This is a genomic window from Pedobacter ginsenosidimutans, assembly GCF_001442625.1.
GTDB classification, from domain to species: domain Bacteria; phylum Bacteroidota; class Bacteroidia; order Sphingobacteriales; family Sphingobacteriaceae; genus Pedobacter; species Pedobacter ginsenosidimutans.
Genome location: NZ_LMZQ01000003.1, coordinates 188336 through 206313 on the forward strand (window position 1 = coordinate 188336; position 17978 = coordinate 206313).

A 17978-nucleotide genomic window follows, 5' to 3' on the forward strand; every position below is an offset into this window, starting at 1 on the left:
TATTACACTAAGCTATTTTTATGTCTTTTTTCGGGAACGTTCCCGAAAAAATTAAGTCAAAATTCAACCGTTTTTCGGGAACGTTCCCGAAAATCAGTCAGAATTCTGCGTATTTTACACTAAGTGAAGAAATTTTTTGAAAATTTCAGACTAAAAATGAGCTCATTTTCAGGGGCCTTTTTTACCCGTTTCCGGTCGAATTCCGCTTGATAATTTTAGACTCCAAAACCACCTCATTTGTCAGGTTCTTATCGGCATGATCATCCAAAATAGTAAATAATAATTTAGCCGCTTCCTCTCCTATTTCGGTAGCGGGTTGAGTGATGGTGGTGAGTGAGGGATTTAACAAAGGAGCGATTTCCAAACTGGAAAAACTGATCACCTTTAAATCTTTTGGAATATTGATATTGAGATCGTAACAAGCATAGTAAGTGGCGAAGGCCAAACGTTCTACCGAGGTAAAAATACCATCTGGTTTTAATTGCGTTAAAGCCTCTTTAATAATAATGCTATTTTCTTCGTAACTGTTACTGCAATCTACTATCAGGTTTTCTTCGAAAGGAATCTGGTGTTTGGCCAGTGCATCAAGATAACCCTGCATACGGGTTTTACCTATCGATAAACTTTTATTTACCACCAGGTAGGCAATTCTACTGCAGCCCTGCTCTATTAAATGTTCAGTTGCCAGAAAACTGCTGTTATAATCATTTGTAATTACCCTGGGGGTATCAATGTCTTCATAAATCCGGTCGAAAAACACCAACGGTAATCTTTTGCTACCAAATTTATTGAGGTAATTATGATCGTTGGCTTCTCCGGAAACCGACATTATAATGCCATCGGCCCTACCGTTATGTAGGTGACGGATAAAAGTTACTTCTTTATTATAATCATCATCCGTTACGTAAATCAGAATATGGTAACCATTTTCTCTGGCTAAACGTTCAATACCATGAATGGCCTGTGAGAAATAATTATTGGCCAATTCGGGTACAATAACGGCAATGGTTTTACTTTTTTGCTCCCTTAAATTACTCGCGTAGTGGTTAGGCTGATAGTTTAATTCTTTTGCTTTGGCTAAAATACGCGCTTTGGTAGCACCATTAATGTCACTATTATCCCTAAAAGCCCTCGAAATTGTAGAAGTAGATAAATTTAATGCTTCTGCTAACTTCTTAATATTAATACTATCCATTTTTGGCTATTAAACCCAATTAATTTGAATAAACGCTGTAAATATAAAATATTAATGCACGAATATCTGCCATGTAAAATAATTTATCATTTAATTCATTGTTGCGGAAATAAAACAACTATACTTTATCAATTGACATTAGTCAATATTTTCCATAAAATTATTTAAATAAATATTCTTTTTTTTAAAACAAAAAGCATCTTTACCGCTTTAATAATTATACGCTTTTAATCATCTTCTCATTTACCAGTTGCAAAACAAAACGATATGAAATAAAATTACAAAATGGGAAATAAGAAAATACTCATTGCCGATGATGATGAAGGAATTGTTGATGCTGTGACGATGATTTTAGAAGTGATGGGTTATGATGTTGAATTTACATATGATGGCGGGGCAGTAATAGATGCGGTAAAAAACAGGCCAGATTTGATTCTGCTCGATATTTGGATGAGCGGTCATGATGGAAGAGATATCTGTAAACAGCTTAAAAACGATCCTGAATTTAAGGAGATCCCTATTTTAATGATCTCGGCTAGTAGAGACATCAGACAATCTGCGCTGGATGCGGGTGCAAATGATTTTATGGAAAAGCCATTCGAGATGGATTCTTTACTGAATAAGGTAGAGGTATTATTGGATTAAATTAAAGGTGTAAGGTTAGGGTGTATGGCTTTCCGAAACGATCGTCATCTCGCCTGATGCGCAGTACCGAACTTTCGGGAGAGAGATCTGCTGGTATAAATTTAGCTTCGCTCAAAATCCAATTATTTAATTTCCCTAAAATAAATCCGTTCAGGCAATTGCTTAAAAACAAATTCCGTTACATGGCAAAGCCAAAGTTTATGGTTTTTAAATTCTCCCCTAAATTTTTCTAACATATAATCGCCACCACCACCCAGATTCTCTTCACGCGCATAAACAAGATCTAAAATTTCGGCATCTTCAATAGGCGCATCAGCCATCAGTAATTTGCATTCATCCCCTGCAACTGCTATCCAGTTTAATAATTCATCGGCACCTTCTACCATTTGCAAATCGGCTATGTCTCCACCCCATTCCGGTATATCGGCATACCATTCGTGCTTTGCATTTTTATAAAAACGAATCGCTCTCTCCATATTTTGTAAAGAAAAAAAATCTAGATCAATAATCCTGATAAAAATCGCGAAATTTAGATCATTGCATGTCTGATTCAACTCCACCGGTTTTAAGAAAAATAATTCATATCGATATGGATGCTTTTTATGCATCTGTAGAGCAGCGTGATTTCCCTGAATACCGAGGGAAGCCTTTAGTGGTTGGTGGCAAGCCCGATAGCCGTGGGGTGGTTTCTACAGCCAGTTACGAAGCCCGGCAATATGGAATCCGTTCGGCAATGTCGAGCAGTAAAGCTTACCAGCTTTGCCCGACAGCCATTTTCGTATACCCTCGTTTTGATGCCTATACTGCGGTTTCGAAAGCACTTAGGGAAATTTTTAGTCGCTACACTGATATTATAGAACCCCTCTCATTGGATGAAGCTTACCTTGATGTAACAGAAGACAAACTCGGGATTGGATCGGCTATTGACATTGCACAATCGATTAAAGATGCCATTAAAAATGAGTTAAACTTAACGGCTTCGGCAGGCGTATCGATCAATAAATTTGTGGCCAAAGTAGCTTCGGATATGAACAAACCGGATGGTTTAACTTTTATTGGACCATCGAAGATCGAAGCTTTTATGGAAAAACTCCCGGTAGAAAAGTTCTTTGGGGTAGGCAAAGTTACGGGCGCCAAAATGAAGGCCATGCAGATTAATACAGGTGCAGATTTAAAAAAATTGACTGAAGTCCAGCTTGTTGCCCAATTCGGGAAATCGGGAAAGTTTTATTATAAAATTGTTCGTGGCATTGATGAACGCCCCGTTCAGTCGCATCGCGAAACCAAATCAGTTGGTGCAGAAGATACCTTTTCGGAGGATACCAATGAAGATTCGGTGATGCACGATCTCCTAAAACAGATCAGTGAAACCGTAGCCAAACGTTTGGAAAAATATCAGCTGAGCGGAAAAACGGTAACCCTAAAAATCAAGTTTGCCGATTTTAAACTCATTACGCGCAGCCGTTCTTTTGCTACACCGATAAACAAATCCGAAGTAATTTATGCTGAAGCGATTAAACTTTTGGAAGAGGCAGCTATCGGCACAACGCAGGTGAGGCTTTTAGGCATTACCTTATCGCGGTTTTATGATGATGTTGAAATAGAAAAGCCAGAAAGCAACCAATTGGAATTTGAGTTTTGATAAGATTATGGTCATGGCGATGAGAATAAGTAATCTTACAACAAATGCTATGTCTACCTTTTCTTAATTTAAAAGCCAATTTTTTTGGAGCGCAAGGCTATTACAAATCAATAAGTTTCTTCCCGTTTTACGCTTATACGCTTCGCTGCCTCGTTCCTCGTGGCTGCAGGGTAACGCTGCAACCGGGGCTATTGGGCTAAAACAGTATTTCATTTTCGGGGTTGCTAGGTGCAGAAACCCTTGTTCCTAAACCAGATCCGATAGCTATCGGATAGAGCGAACACGTAGTGCAACGGAGTAAAGCGTAAAGCGGGACCAACGGCCTCCAAGAACCACAAGCCGATCATTTCCTAATTCTATAAGACGCTAAATATCTTTCTTTGCTTGTATACATAAGCTGTTTATTCGGTTTGTGAGAACACAGACTAAGGAATAGATTGCTGTGGCCAACACTACATTAAGTTTATGCATTTTTCCATTCGTGCCGTCACCCTGAATTCATTTCAGGGTCTTTATAGCGGGAAAGATGCTGAAATAAATTCAGCATGACGATCGCGCTCTTATCAAACACAAAAAAGGCCCTGCAACTAGATGCAGAGCCTTTAATTGTTAATTTTAAGGGAAAGATTTTATTTGCCAGCTAACTTATCGGCAAGCATTTTCATGTAAAAACCGCCCACTACACTCCGGGCTTTAAAATTATCGCGGATACCGGTATTCGAATCATAAAAATCGTTCAAAGGCACTCTCGATTCGGTTTCGATAGCATGCTTGTAAACCGGATGAACCAAAGCCTCGAATTCTTTTTGTGTTGGCGCAAAAGTAGCGGTCCACAAAATCCAGTCGTTTTTAGTGTAGGCTTTTCTGCTATCCAACGGAATACCATATCTGTTTTGCTTGGTCAGATAATATCTGGTTTCGGTTTCGTATATCTTTTGCGGAAACAGGTTTAACTTTAACACCTTATCCCAAACCAGATTATACTTCTGGCTCCATGTATTTTTATTATCAAAAGTTAAGGCGTAGTGATCGCCGGCATCGGCCATTTCTATCCATTTTGGCACCATACTTTCGGCAATAGCCCTATATTTTTTGGCTACATCATCATAACCTAGTGTTTGTGCCATCTGCGCATAACAGGCAATACCTACAATCGCTTTTACCGATAAGTTGGCATTACGGGCCAGGTGACCAGCAAAATCATCGGTACATAACTGCGTTTTAGGATCTAATCCTTCTTTGGTTAAATAATCAACCCAGGTGGTTAAGGTTTTCCAATGCGCTTTGGCATAATTGGCATTTCCCTCCGCTTTGGCAATTGCTGCAGTTAAAATAATCATGTTACCCGATTCTTCTACAGGCATTGGCTCACCATAAGTTTGTCCGTTTGCTAACGGATAGGTTCCCAGATCGTGAGCTGCCCAAGGGTGAGGATATTTTCCGCTTTCGCTGAAATAAAAAATACCGTTCAGCATGCCCTGTAACAGTTCAGGATTATAAATCAGGTACAACGGTGCCGAAGGATAAGTGACATCAACGGTATTGATAAAACCACCACTGTTGTTTTCCTTAGACAACCATAAAATTTCACCTTGCGGGCTCTTTACCAAGGTATGTGCTGCAATGCTCTGGCGATAACCTAAAACACATAAATCGGCATATTCTTTACCACCCGACTTTAAGGCATCGGCATACAAAGTTTTGTTAAAAGCCTCACACTTCTGAATCACGTTTTTGTACTCATCAGCCGCAGCGGTTAGTTGTGCTTCGATGGTTTCTTTACCTGAGGTATTCCACCATGGCCTTAAATTTTTATTGAAGTATTGAACAGAATAAATTTCATCATAGCCTAGTTCAACATATTTTTCTACTGCAGCTTTACCTACTGTTCCAAAGGGGATAACCGTATTCAATGCGAGCATTTTGCCCTGTTTAGCAGTTGAAGCAGAATTGCCTTTTCTAAAAGCATCGGCAGCATCTTTTTCGGCCGTTATAAACTGGATGGCATTGCTTGTTTTTGGTGCAGCCACATAAAAGTATCCCCAATCAATCCGCATATCATCACTTGCTTTTTGAAGAACTGGTTGTTCTACCGTACCCGTTTTTAATACTGATAATTTAGCCGTGCTGTATTTGCTTGCCGTAACTTCCTGCGTAGGACGATATACTGCGATGTTTGACGATGCACTGAGGTATACTTTTACCTGGTGGGTTTTACCGTCATTTGCTTTTACCTGATAGGAAACGTAAGAAACCGGACGTGCAAATAAACCTAAATCGTTCATTAACAAGGGAGAGGTAAAAGTTAATTTTAAATCAATCTTGCCGCAGGTAAAGTTATAAATGGTTTGTGTGGCATTAATATCAACACTTTTTTGCCTTGCTAGCTGTACTTTTTCGGCATTATCTTTTAAGCGGTCTACCAGGCCAAAATCTAGAAAACGGCCACCAGCAGTATTAATCAGGTGGATGGCAATTACATTCGATCCGGCTTTTAATGCGCTTTTATCGCTGTTACTTAACGCAATGTATTGGAAATTATTGGTCCAGCCTTCTTTGGTATAAATTTTCTTCCCATTTAGGTAAACCTCAATATTATCATCATGGTTTATCTTTAAAAACAGTTCGTTTATTGATGCCGGGTTAGCTATGTTAAAGGTTCTTCTTACCCATATATCGTGCGATTTCCACAATGTTTTCACATTTTTGGCATCATCTCCTATTGGTGCATTACCTGTTTGCCAGCTGCTGGCCGTGTAGTTTGCAGCTTTCCAATCCCCCTGAGGTTCGGTTTCAGTATATTTTACTTCGTAAGCTTTTTCATCTGAAGCAGGTACAAGCGTTTTGTAGGTAGCGGTTTCTTTACCTAAAAAACGATATATACCACCATCTACATTAATCATTCCTAAAAGAGAATGATCGGCACCCGTCCAATGTTGGGTAGCAGATTCGTTTAATTTATCCGTGTTAGACCAAATACTAAAATAGGTATTGTGCGTAATTAAGGGATAAGCTGGTGCCTTTCGCTCTTGTGCTTTTAGCAAGCCGCTTACAAACATGCAGCCCAGTATGCCTAAAAATTTTAATGTGTAGATTTTGTTCATAATTTGTGTGTGTATTGAAATCTGATTTATATTGTGGTTAGCTTTAACGTTTAGTTAAACGTTTTACTAATGTATAAAATATAATTTAATTTTTGCAAGAGAACCCAATTTTTTAATTGTCCAAGTGACATTTAAAATCAATCCTCAAAAAAATACATGAAGTTTTTAAGCTCCATGTATCTTTCAAACTGTGCATAACTATATAAACTAAGGCTGTTTTTTGTTTATTGTCCACTCGGCCAATTGAAACACACGGCTTCCTCTGTTCGATTTAATGTAAAGGCGGTAAAATTTATAAGCAATGTAGTTGTCGAAGTGAAAAAGTTTAGTCTGTTTTCTGCTTATACCACTATTCTCGTTCGCCCACGGACAAACGGTTACCGTATGCAAGTCGGTATACTGGATCCCATCCAACGAGCCTTGCAAAATCCAGAATCTCGGATCGCGGTCTGCCGCATCATTACCCGAAGTTAGGGTGTAAGCGCCTACTACCTGTGGAGTCTTTAGTTCGAAGGTACATTTTTGGGTACCATCAAAACCTGCCTGTAAGAATTTCGTATTTATATCCTGATCGACCAGTTTTTTGGAACCTTCGCCAGAATCTGGTCCCGCACCTGCTTCAAGGTTAACCGAAAATATACCCCCAATGGTTTTCATGTAGTTTTCGCCGCAAATGGAGTAATTTATGGTCGGATCGACCACACTAAGCATCACTTCTTTTGCTGCAGTGTACCCCTGGCCATTCCTCGTAGTTAAGGTTACTTTATATTTTCCGGGGAAACGGTAAGTATGTTTTGGGTTTACCTCAACAGAAGTGCTATCATCGCCAAACTGCCACAATAAATTTTTATAATTTGTGGAGTTTCCGGTAAACTGGTACTCTAAAAATTTCAATGTATCGGGTTTTATAAAGGTAAACCCAGCTGTAGGCTTTGGTTCTTCCACTTCTGGAACAACCTCTTCGACTTTGTCTTTTTTACATTTCACTGTTAACACCACAATTAGTAGTAAAAGTGAACATATACCCAATAATCTTTTCATGTTACTTTTCATATCTATTCAAGTTTAAGGAGTTGGAAATAATTGTGTTCTTGGTACTGCACGTTTACCTGTTATACCTGCCGATGGAACTTCATACTCGAGATATGCCTGTTGTCCGCCAACATTTTCGCGATGATGTGCTTCAATTTTATATCTGATACCACGTTCTAAACGAATGGTTGCTTTTCGCTCTGGTTTATCCCACTGTGTGGTATAATCGTCGATAATGGCTTTTCCATTAATAAATAATCTCGATCCATCATCCCAACGGGTCTGATAGAAAATATAGTCGCCCCTTACCGGTGCCAGGAACTCGCCAACCCATTTGGTAGCGAAATTATCCCTGCTTAAAGAAGTACCAGCGGTATTTTTTACATTATCTGGCCAACCATCGCCCGAGAATTCGATTGTGCCATCTACCCGCGTGGCAAAAGGCTCACGGCCGTCGTCTGGTGATAACTGTGTATTGGTATAATATTTGGCAATCAAACCTGTACCATTTCCAATAATTGGCGAATTGTTATCTAAGTTTACATTGGGATCAATCACCACGATTACTTTTCCTTTTGTAGGATGGATAACATGATTGGTATTATCGCTTAGGCTTAAGGCAAAGGCGAATTTCTTATTGGCCACAATATTTGCATCGAACACAGGCCATGGAATAGATAACCTCACTACAGCACTTGTTGCGCCTGTATTAAATCTCACCAAGGTATCGATGGTAAAATCTTTAGCAGCCAGGTGGATCACATTAGTGAGTGTTCCTGCTGACAATAAAGTTGCAATGGTATCTATGTTATCCTTAATTTTTACGTTAAAGGCCGTAGAAGGTGCATTATCCAGACTGATAATGAGGGGAATGGTAACCCCGGCAGGTCCTACCTGATAATTAGGCCCCTGAGTTACGTTATAAATACCCCCGCCCTGAAAATTTAAAAAATGGATGTCGGTAGATTTTAACAATTCTTCGGTATTGATGATGACCAGGATATTCGATTTGCCATTGGCAATTTTATTACCTTTACCCGGCGCAGAAAGTTTTAAGGCAAAAACCACTTTCTTACCAAAATACCGTTCTAATACCGACCGGCGAACGATGGCTATTCCTTCGGCATTGTCTGTTCCGTACGATACATTAATTACGTTAGGATACTCTACGGCCGCTGATGGCATGAGTACAGCATTGGTTAAACCACCATTAGTAATTAGCTGTGTTACCGTATCGTTATTTAAGGTTAAACCCACCTGAAAAGCTTCTTCCGCAGCTCCTGAGAGCGAAATTTTGAAGGGAACTTTAACAAACTGATTATCTATTGATACATTGCCCACAACAATTCCTTCGCCGGTAATACTTCTGCTTGCCGCAGGCGGTAGATCCAAATCGTCTATTTGAGATTCTTTACAAGAACAGGCAACAATCATGATTGTTAAACCCATTAATACTGTGTATATAATTTTTTTCATTTTCGATATTTAAATTATCAATATTCCTGTTTATTGGTCTAACCAAACCCTGCCATCAAGTGCCCATTGCTGGTTATTGGCGATTTTTAACCAGTTAACCATTTGCGCTGGTATGTCGGTTGTTTGCGGAACCAGGAGCGCTAAGGAACTGGTTGAAGGCGGACAGATTAAATCGTTGAAATTTTCCCAAACGTATGGTCCCTGCAATTTAAAATCGCGGGCCTGGGAAGAAAGATCGATCATCTTATCGCCATTGCCGTCGGTAGCTGGCCAGTAACCTACCAGGAAATTGTAAGAAGGGTGGCTCTGATCGATGGATGTTTCGCAAGAGTATTGTCCGATTACACCATCTGGAACAGCTAGTTTAAAGAAACGGATATCGGTTACATAATAATCTGGCTCTCCGTGCCCCTGACCATTTAAATAACCCAGTTTCAATGCATTGGAATTGGCTAAGGAACCAGATCCGGTGATTTCTAGCTCGTTGTTAAATGTCCCGTTGGTATAAGTTCTGATAAACCTTTGGTTACCACGCTGTTCTAATTTAACTGACAGGTTTTCCCATCTGCCCTGAACAATATCGGCGCCCCTGCATTGACGGTAATCGCCATCTTTTGTACCTCTCCATTCGAAGTACCAGTAACGGTCTTCTAAATAAATAACCCAACCCACGCTAGGGTGGCCACTAGACCATTCGTTTCTTTTACCTAAAATACTAGGGTATGAGATCTGCTCTCTGTTCTTTTTAACTTTAAGCTCAATGGTCATCTTGGTAGTATCGTCTATATTGTAAACGCCTGCATCTTCGCCAGCCACTTCAGCCCTAATTTGGGTACCGGTCATTTTAACAGTTTTGCCCAGGTACCTGTTACCTGTAAATGGCTTTACCAGGATCCGTTTGTTATAAGCAGCACTATAGTAAATAACAAAAGCATTGTTTGCCGGTTTACTAAAAATGGTTTGATCGTCGGTATTGGGCGGGAGGGTAAATGCGCCACCATCGCTCGAAGCGATAATAACCAGCCAATCCTCGTTAATATAATTAGAGCGTTTCTTTAATGCAGCCATAATCTCCCCCACTCCGGTATCGAATTTTTCTATTGCCGATTTATAGTTCGGGAATGAATTATCGTAACCATATTGTGCACCGGCTTTATCTACATCGGTAAAGTGGCCTAAAATTACCGAAGCGGTATCGGTATTTAAATCGTTAATTACCGAAGCTTTAACCTGGTCATCGCTGGTGGCCAAAGTGCTGATATCTGCACCTGTTGTTAGCGATTTAAAAACTGTAGATGAGGTATGTGCCACAATTTTGGTCTGTGGCCTGCTCTCTTTAATCCTTTTAAAAATTACAGGGTAATTCTGCAGGTTGTTATTGGTTAGGTTATCATCATTTACCAGGTGTTTCGCTTTTTTTACACCGGTTAACATGCTTGCCCAGTTACTGGCATTCTGTGTAGCTTCGGGTTCATTTAATCCCACCCAACTGTAAACTGAGTGTGGTAAAAGCGCCGTAATATTTGGAATATTGGCTGCTGCTACCGATTGCCCTCTTGCACCATCAACCACCAGGTATAAAATCTTACGGCTTCCGTATCTTACCTTTGTGGTATCGGTACCGTCTTTATCTGTAAGTTTTCTATCGAAATCTTTATTGCAGGAAAATATGGCTGTTGTAACTACGGTGGCCATTAAACCAAGCAGTAATTTATATTTTTTCGTCATGCTCATCTTAATTTATATTTAATTGGCTTCTGGTTATTATTCAATAGTTACCCTAACGATGTTGTAAAAAGGCTGGTTATCAAAGCGGTTGAAACCTCCGATTAATAAAAGTGCTTTTTTGCCATCAGCAGATTTTGTTTCAATCACATCAGAAAGGCCGCCCGAAAATGGTCCGGTTGCATTATAGCCAGGCGCTAGCAGTCCTGCCGGGGTAAGCACCATAAAACCATTTCTGGTAATGTTGTTGTACTTTTTAAAACCACCACTTACTACAATCAATCCATTCGAAATCTGGCGGGCAAAATAAGGGTAACCGCCTTCGAAGAATTTAGCAGTGAAAGACTCATCCAGACTGCCATCTTCATTAATTAGTGCCATCCCGTATACAGGTTTACCGTTGTATTTTGTAAATGCTCCTGTAATCAGGTATTTTCTGGTGGTAGCATTGTAGGTAAGTGATGTTATTCCATTATCTACCCCACTGCCCGGGTTAAAGCTTGGATCTTTAGTGCCATCGGCATTTAACCTTAAAATACGTACAGCAGGCTGATCATCAAAGGTGCTGAAGTTTCCAAATACCATTAATTTTTCGAGGTTGGCTGCATCGGTATGCATATAGGTATCAATAGGGCCATTTGCACTTACATTACCTTTATTGGTTGCAGTATTAAAACGATAGGTTTTATCTAAAGAACCATCTAAATTGAACCTTAAAATCTGACGGATTTCGGTACTATCCAGAATTACGGTATCTCTGGAAAAATCATAATTGTCTTTATCGTAAGTTCTTTTTACGTAATACCTAAAATTACCTGTTGCTAAAATTTTGCCCTGATGTGGGTAAATGCGGTTAATGTATTCGTTGGTACCGCCATTAAATTTAGGAAACCATTTTTGGGTAACCGTATCGGTTAAGGTTGGTTTGCGCTTGGTTTGGATTTTAATGGTATCGATAGCACCATTAGGATATAAACTGGTAATGTTACTAATGTTTTCTGTACGCTGGTTATAGCCGCTAAATCCACCGGCGATGATAAAACGTCCGCCAATTTCAATTACCCTAGATAGTGAGCCATTAGCGCCCCTACCTGTTCTAAAAGTACGGTCGTAATCGCCATCTAAAGAAGTTCTTACAATTCTATTATTCGGTGTGATGAATCCATTATTATTGTAATTGTTAAAGCTGCCAAGTACAATCGCCCTTCCATCAAGCATTTCGTAAAACTGGTTTACATAGCCGTTTGTTCCTGCCGTTGCCTTAAAAGTGATATCGTTTTTGATCAGGCCCGACACAATAAACTGTGGGCCTAAAATCAGCTGATCGCCAATAGCAATCGAGGTGATCCCTGTACTTCCGGCTTCGGGTACCTTAACCACAATAGTAGATTCGGTAACGCTAAGCACTTCTGCTTTTTCGCCGTTAAACATAAAGGTTAACTTATCTTTAAAGGGCATTAAGCCTTTGGCCTGTATGGTTACTGTAGTACCTACAATACCTTCTGATGGAACAGGCAATAAAGTTTGGCTAATGGTTATGCCCAGTGGCGCCTTACCATCTGCATATGGATCTTCGCCTAATTCTTCTTCTTTCTTACACCCCTGTATAACTAAGGAGCATAGAAAAAACACGATTAGCATGTATTTTATTTTTTTCATGATTTTATTCTTTTAAAATTATAACAGGCTAATTATTTATTACTTGGTGTTAAACCAGTGTTATATACATCATTAAAAAACTCATATAAATTGAACCCCAGGTATGCACCCTGATATCTTAACGAGTGCACCATTCCGTTGGTTGGTTTAATATCAGATGATGCGACATAACTTGGGTACCAGTTATCGTTCGGTTTTGATACGTCGGGGATGTAAGAGAGCACAAGCTGCCTGTAACCGATATATTTAATTCCGTTGGCATCGTAAAAAACTACGCCAATATTGGCTACATCGTTGTTGTAATCGTAGTGCAGGGCTCCGGGATAAATACTTCTCAGATCAAGATCGATCTGCGGATAATCTTTTAACATGTTTACACCTTTAAACATATAACGTTGCAGGTATTTCCGCCAAATGGCCGGACTGATCTGATCGAGGGTTTTTACCGTATCTCTACCCGATTCATAAAGCAATTGATTTAAGGATTCGAACTTTGGTTTTCTATCTCTTTCGTTGGTGTGAATATTGCCGATCGTTTTCCGCACTACATCATCATCAAAAGCAAAAAAGGTGAAATTCTCCGAACTGAACTGCTGCTCCATGCCGGCCAGTTTTACAATTTGGGCAACGGTATCAAAAGGAACTTTTTTGGCCTGCAGGTACTGCATCATATTCCCATCAAACTCTGCCTTCGCCTTGCCACCATCTATATAATACTCATCACGCTTACAGGCATTTAAAACAAGTAAAAGTGCTGCACATGCAATAATTAGCTTTTTCATATCTTGTATAATTTCTATTTAAAATTAATTACCACCATTAACCCAATAATCGTTTAACCGCATAAATGGATTGTTATTTAAGGCATTCCCGCTTATTGGCCAGGTCCATGCGCCACGGCTAAATTTATCTGAGGTAAGTACATTGTACGACCATTGGCTGCTTAAAATCCTCTTGGTGCGCACCAAATCGAAATAATGGTGCCCTTCGCCTATTAATTCTCTAGATCTTTCGTAAAAAATAAAATCCTTTAGGGTAGAGCCTCCGCCACCAGCATACTTTGATGCCTGTGCTCTGTCCCTTACCATATTTACCAGCTTAATGGCTTCGGTATCCTCTCCTAAATCGGCAAGTGCTTCAGCTGCCAGTAAAATTTCGCCACCGTACCTAAAAATCATAAATGTGTTATCAGGGTTGGCATCTTCTTCACCTGTAGAGAAAGAATTCTGCGCAAATTTTAGCATCATAAATTTTCCGTTATCGGCATAAATATCTTCGTTAAACCAGCTGGTAATTCGCTTATCGCTACCATCCTGAAAGAGTTTCTGCATGTACTCACCCCTGAAATAAGCAAAACTTACACGGTGGGTATATTCTGGTCTTTTGTATGGGTAATGCAAAAACATATCGGCCACCGGTGCGGTATTGGTATTTTGATCGCCATAGTTTATACTGCGGTAAAATTCGAATAAGCTCTCGTCTGATCTTCCTTTAATTACGGTAGCCCATTCTGTAATAGGCAATAACCTGTATGCACCGCTGGCAATCATTTCGCGCCCTAAATCGGCAGTCTCCTGGTAGTATTTTTTTGAATTGTTCGCATCAAAACCTGCATTCCACATGTTCATTTCCATAATTAAGGCAATAATGCTTCCTCGGCTGGCCCTAACTCCTTTTAAAGATGGATCGGTATAAGTCCATGGAATCTGATTTTTATGGGTTTTAAGATCAGCTATACATTTGTTTAATACGGAAACAAAGTTTTCGCGCGGCAAAGCTGTTGAATGGAATGCATCGGTATAATACACTACATCGCCATATAACCTTACCATGATAAAATAACTTAGCGAACGGATAAATGCAGCTTCGGCTTTATACTGGTTTTTCTGCACATCGGTAAGTCCGGGTACACCTTCATCAAGCTTCGCCATTAAAATGTTGGCACCTTGTATGGCACGGTAATAATCGGTCCAATCGGTAATTCTGTTGAAGTTGTAAAAATCCCATGGACGATTACCCGCCAATAAACCCAACAGGTTGTTTTTACCTAAAATCTCGACAAACTCGCGGGCAGGGGCTAAATCAGACTGGCTTTCGTATAATACTTCACCAGAGCGGTACTCGCCCGTTGCGCCTATAAAATGTGTTTCGTTAAACTTACCGAAAACAATACGCGATAAATCGTAAATATTTGCTTCTACATCTTCTTTAGATTGGAAGAAGTTATTTCCTGATAACTTATCTAAAGGTTGTATATCCAGAAACTTTTTACAAGCAGGCAATGAAAACGATGCTGCTAAAATCAAAGAATAAATGATAAACTTTTTCATAATAATATCTATTAATTGCCTGTATTAAGTTCTAACTGAACGCCTAGGTTATAAGTACGCGGAACAGGGTATCCTGTAGAAATATCGCGACCCAATGTGGTTACGTTTTCAGGGTTTGGCCCGGTGTACTTAGAAAAAGTAATCAGGTTATCTGTAGAGGCATAAATTCTTAAACTACTCATTCCAAAACGTGCGATAAACTTTTTATCGAACATGTAAGAAAGCGTTACGTTACTTACTTTTAAATAAGTTCCGCTTTCTTGCCAAAGTGTTTGATCGGCCCTTAGCGGCTGAATCTGATCAAATCTTTTGTAATCGTACGGATAAGGGTATTTTGCAATATCACCAGGTTTTGTCCAGATATTAAGGTCGTTTAATGGTACAACCGATTTTAGTGAATAGGGATCGCGCATTATGGCTATCCTATCTGCCAGGGCATTATTTAAAATGGTTCTGTCGGCTGTGTAAGTAGCATAAACATTTAAGCCCCATTTTTTATACCTGATATTGGTAGATAAACCACCGGTCATTAAAGGCTGCGAATTACCGGTAACCTCATAATCACGGCCATCTAAAATATAATCTCCGTTTACATCTTTCATAATCGGATCGCCACCTAAGAAAAACTGTCCGTTAGATTGATATCTCTTACCCGTTACAGGATCGGTTGGCACATCGGCATCGGTTTGATAAACACCCTGGTTTATTCTTAAGTAGTTAGACAATGTGTTTCTACCTACGCGGTAAACGTTGTGCTGCAGGTAACCAGAACCATCAAATTTGATGAACTGTCCGTTATACTCTGCCGGAAGTTTTAACAGCACATCGCGGTTAAGTGCACCATTTACCGAAACCGAAATATCAAAATCTTTGCTCGCTACCGGCCTCACGGTAATCATGATCTCCGATCCATAATTGGCAATACCTAAATCGTTACTCGCCAATTTATTAAACCCGGTAGTATTCGATAAAAGTCTATCAAACAATAAGTTATCAACCTTTTTAAAATAAGTATCGAAGTTTACTGAGATTTTATCGTTAAATAACCCCAGATCGAAACCTAAATTGTACTGACTTGTTGTGGTTGGTTTTAAATTAGGATTTGGAATAATATTATAATCGATTCCGATGGTTGGGTTGTTGTTAAAATTGTTGTTCAGGTTATAAATACCATAAATACTTTGGAGATTACCCGTTGGCACAATATTTTGTCCCCAGGTTAACCTCAAACTACCGTACGATAACCATTTCATATCGGCCAGCCAGTTCTCTTTGTTAAAGTTCCATCTTAAACCAATTGAAGGGTTTTTAGAATATGGATTTTCCAATCCGCTGGATGAGGTACCATCTAAACGATAAGAAAACTCAGCTACGTATTTTTTATCATAATCGTACGATACTGAACCTGCGAACGATGCAATGGTTGCGTTTTTATAATTAGACAATACGCCTCCACCACGCGAGTAATAAGCATCGTACCCCAATGGCCCCTGTAACTGATCGTTAGGTGTTCTTTCCTGGCGTGTAATACCAGCCTGGGCGCCCTGTTTATAAATTTCATTAAAGGTGTTAACAAAAAGATTATGTTTTTCGCCAAAACTTTTGGCATAAGTAATACCATTTCTATTATACAACTGGAAATTTCTTCCAACATAATCGTATACTTTAGCAAACTGGCCGTTTGCCGCTGCAGGCGTAAAAGTAGATTCGGTATCGGAAGTATAATCGTAACTTAAAGTAGAAGATACAGCCAAACCAGGAATAAACTCGTAACGTGCTTCTACGTTAGTTCTTAAATTTCTGGAGTTATTATCGTTCAATGTTTGTAATGCCGATAAAACCCCTCCCGATGCCTGATAGAAAGATGGCGGAGGCAATAAGGTAGATACCTGTCCATTTCCGGCAACACCTGATTGTAATAAACCAACACCATTTCCTTTATTCTGCTTTCCTACGGAGCCGTTAATAAAACCAAAAAATCTAAATTTATCGTTTGGCTTAAACTCCATATTCATATTCAGGTTGTAACGGTTATAGCCCGTATTCTTGATTACCCCTTTTTCGGTATAATAACCTAGGTTGGCCTTGTAGTTAAATCTAGGATCGCCACCATCTAAAGCCAGGTTATGACTCTGATTGTAGGTATTCTGGAAAAATACATCCTGCCAATCGGTAGAGTTGTTCCAGTAAGCATTTAAACTATCGGCAAGGAACGAAGTATTAGAAATTCTCCTGATATCATCAACGTTTGAAGCATTTAAAATAATCTGCTGGATTTTTAATGATCTTTCTGAGTTACCACCCAAAGTTTCGCGAAGTTTTGGCGGGGTTTTAACAAAGAAATTGGATACATACCTAATTCTTGGAACTTTAGAGTTACCTCTTTTGGTGGTGATGATAATTACCCCATAGGCACCTCTCGAGCCATACATGGAAGTTGCCTGGGCATCTTTTAAAATCTGGATGTCTTCGATATCTTCCTGAGGAATTAATGAAAGCGGACTCACACCAGGCCCTTGGCTCTGGAAACCAAACTCTGCAGCTTTATCTGCATCCAATGGAACACCATCAATAATATATAACGGCGAGGTTGGCTGTAAAAATGATTCGTTACCACTGCCAGAGATGCTTAAACTGGATAATCCACGAACCTGTACCGAGCCCCTAAAACCTGGTGCACCGGTATTGTTCTGAATGTTTAATCCCGGCACTTTACCCTGTAAAAGTTGCTCTACGTTAGAAACCGGAATATCCTGAACCTCTTTGGCCTGAATTAAAACCGACGAACCGGTAGTGGTTTGCTTAGACCTTTTTTGGTAGGCTACAATAACAATCTGATCCAGCTCTTTGCGGTCTTCAGAAATGGTTACGGTGATGTTATTCTGGTTGGTAATTTTTACACGCTGCGTATTGTAACCAATAAATTTGAATATTAAAGTAGACCCCTCGGGTACGTTAACCGAAAATTTTCCGCTACCATTGGTTTGGGTTAAACCTTTATTGGTGCTTTCTAAAATAATAGATACACCCGGAACGCCTTGTTTTGTTTCTTTATCAACAACGGTACCATTCACAAGGTTAAATTTCTCTTGCGAAAAAGCACTGGTGCCAATCATTATACACACTACAAGTAATGTATAAAAAAGTATATTTCTTTTCATAATATTAGC

The 17978-nt window shown here is 39.5% G+C and carries 12 protein-coding genes; 2 read left to right on the forward strand and 10 right to left on the reverse strand.

Features of this window, described 5'->3' with window-relative positions; translation table 11 throughout:
* Positions 1–181: 181 nt before the first annotated feature.
* Entirely contained in the window at positions 182–1195 is a 1014-nt protein-coding gene (locus tag ASU31_RS04820) for a LacI family DNA-binding transcriptional regulator (protein WP_057931250.1), read from the reverse strand.
* 285 nt (positions 1196–1480) lie between these two features.
* Between ASU31_RS04820 and ASU31_RS04825 the strand changes: the two genes are divergently transcribed.
* The gene (locus ASU31_RS04825; protein WP_057931251.1) at positions 1481–1840 is read left to right on the forward strand and encodes a response regulator; all 360 of its coding nucleotides are present in this window, start codon (positions 1481–1483) and stop codon (positions 1838–1840) included.
* Positions 1841–1962: 122 nt separating this feature from the next.
* Here ASU31_RS04825 and ASU31_RS04830 read toward each other — a convergent pair whose 3' ends face one another.
* The gene (locus tag ASU31_RS04830) at positions 1963–2316 is read right to left on the reverse strand and encodes a DUF6717 family protein (RefSeq protein WP_057931252.1); all 354 of its coding nucleotides are present in this window, start codon (positions 2314–2316) and stop codon (positions 1963–1965) included.
* A gap of 65 nt (positions 2317–2381) precedes the next feature.
* Between ASU31_RS04830 and dinB the strand changes: the two genes are divergently transcribed.
* On the forward strand, positions 2382–3482 hold the full coding sequence (gene dinB / locus ASU31_RS04835) for a DNA polymerase IV (protein WP_057931253.1): 1101 nt from the start codon (positions 2382–2384) through the stop codon (positions 3480–3482).
* A 629-nt stretch (positions 3483–4111) separates the two neighbouring features.
* Here the strand turns inward: dinB and ASU31_RS04840 are convergent.
* The 8 genes from ASU31_RS04840 to ASU31_RS04875 all read right to left on the reverse strand — a co-directional run bounded on the left by ASU31_RS04840 (position 4112) and on the right by ASU31_RS04875 (position 17969).
* Positions 4112–6586, reverse strand: a complete 2475-nt coding sequence (locus ASU31_RS04840) for a glutaminase family protein (protein WP_057931254.1) — start codon at positions 6584–6586, stop codon at positions 4112–4114.
* 207 nt (positions 6587–6793) lie between these two features.
* Positions 6794–7639, reverse strand: a complete 846-nt coding sequence (locus ASU31_RS04845) for a PKD domain-containing protein (RefSeq protein ID WP_083505273.1) — start codon at positions 7637–7639, stop codon at positions 6794–6796.
* 12 nt (positions 7640–7651) lie between these two features.
* Entirely contained in the window at positions 7652–9094 is a 1443-nt protein-coding gene (locus ASU31_RS04850; RefSeq protein ID WP_057931256.1) for a PA14 domain-containing protein, read from the reverse strand.
* Positions 9095–9124: 30 nt separating this feature from the next.
* Positions 9125–10822: an alkaline phosphatase family protein gene (locus ASU31_RS04855; RefSeq protein WP_167346156.1), complete on the reverse strand. Its 1698-nt coding sequence runs from the start codon at positions 10820–10822 to the stop codon at positions 9125–9127.
* A gap of 36 nt (positions 10823–10858) precedes the next feature.
* The gene (locus ASU31_RS04860) at positions 10859–12478 is read right to left on the reverse strand and encodes a DUF5008 domain-containing protein (protein WP_057931258.1); all 1620 of its coding nucleotides are present in this window, start codon (positions 12476–12478) and stop codon (positions 10859–10861) included.
* 32 nt (positions 12479–12510) lie between these two features.
* Positions 12511–13260: a hypothetical protein gene (locus ASU31_RS04865; RefSeq protein ID WP_057931259.1), complete on the reverse strand. Its 750-nt coding sequence runs from the start codon at positions 13258–13260 to the stop codon at positions 12511–12513.
* Between the two features lie 24 nt (positions 13261–13284).
* A complete protein-coding gene (locus tag ASU31_RS04870; protein WP_057931260.1) occupies positions 13285–14808 on the reverse strand; it encodes a RagB/SusD family nutrient uptake outer membrane protein in 1524 nt (507 codons plus the stop codon).
* A gap of 11 nt (positions 14809–14819) precedes the next feature.
* Positions 14820–17969: a SusC/RagA family TonB-linked outer membrane protein gene (locus ASU31_RS04875; RefSeq protein ID WP_245224475.1), complete on the reverse strand. Its 3150-nt coding sequence runs from the start codon at positions 17967–17969 to the stop codon at positions 14820–14822.
* Between the last annotated feature and the right edge of the window lie 9 nt (positions 17970–17978).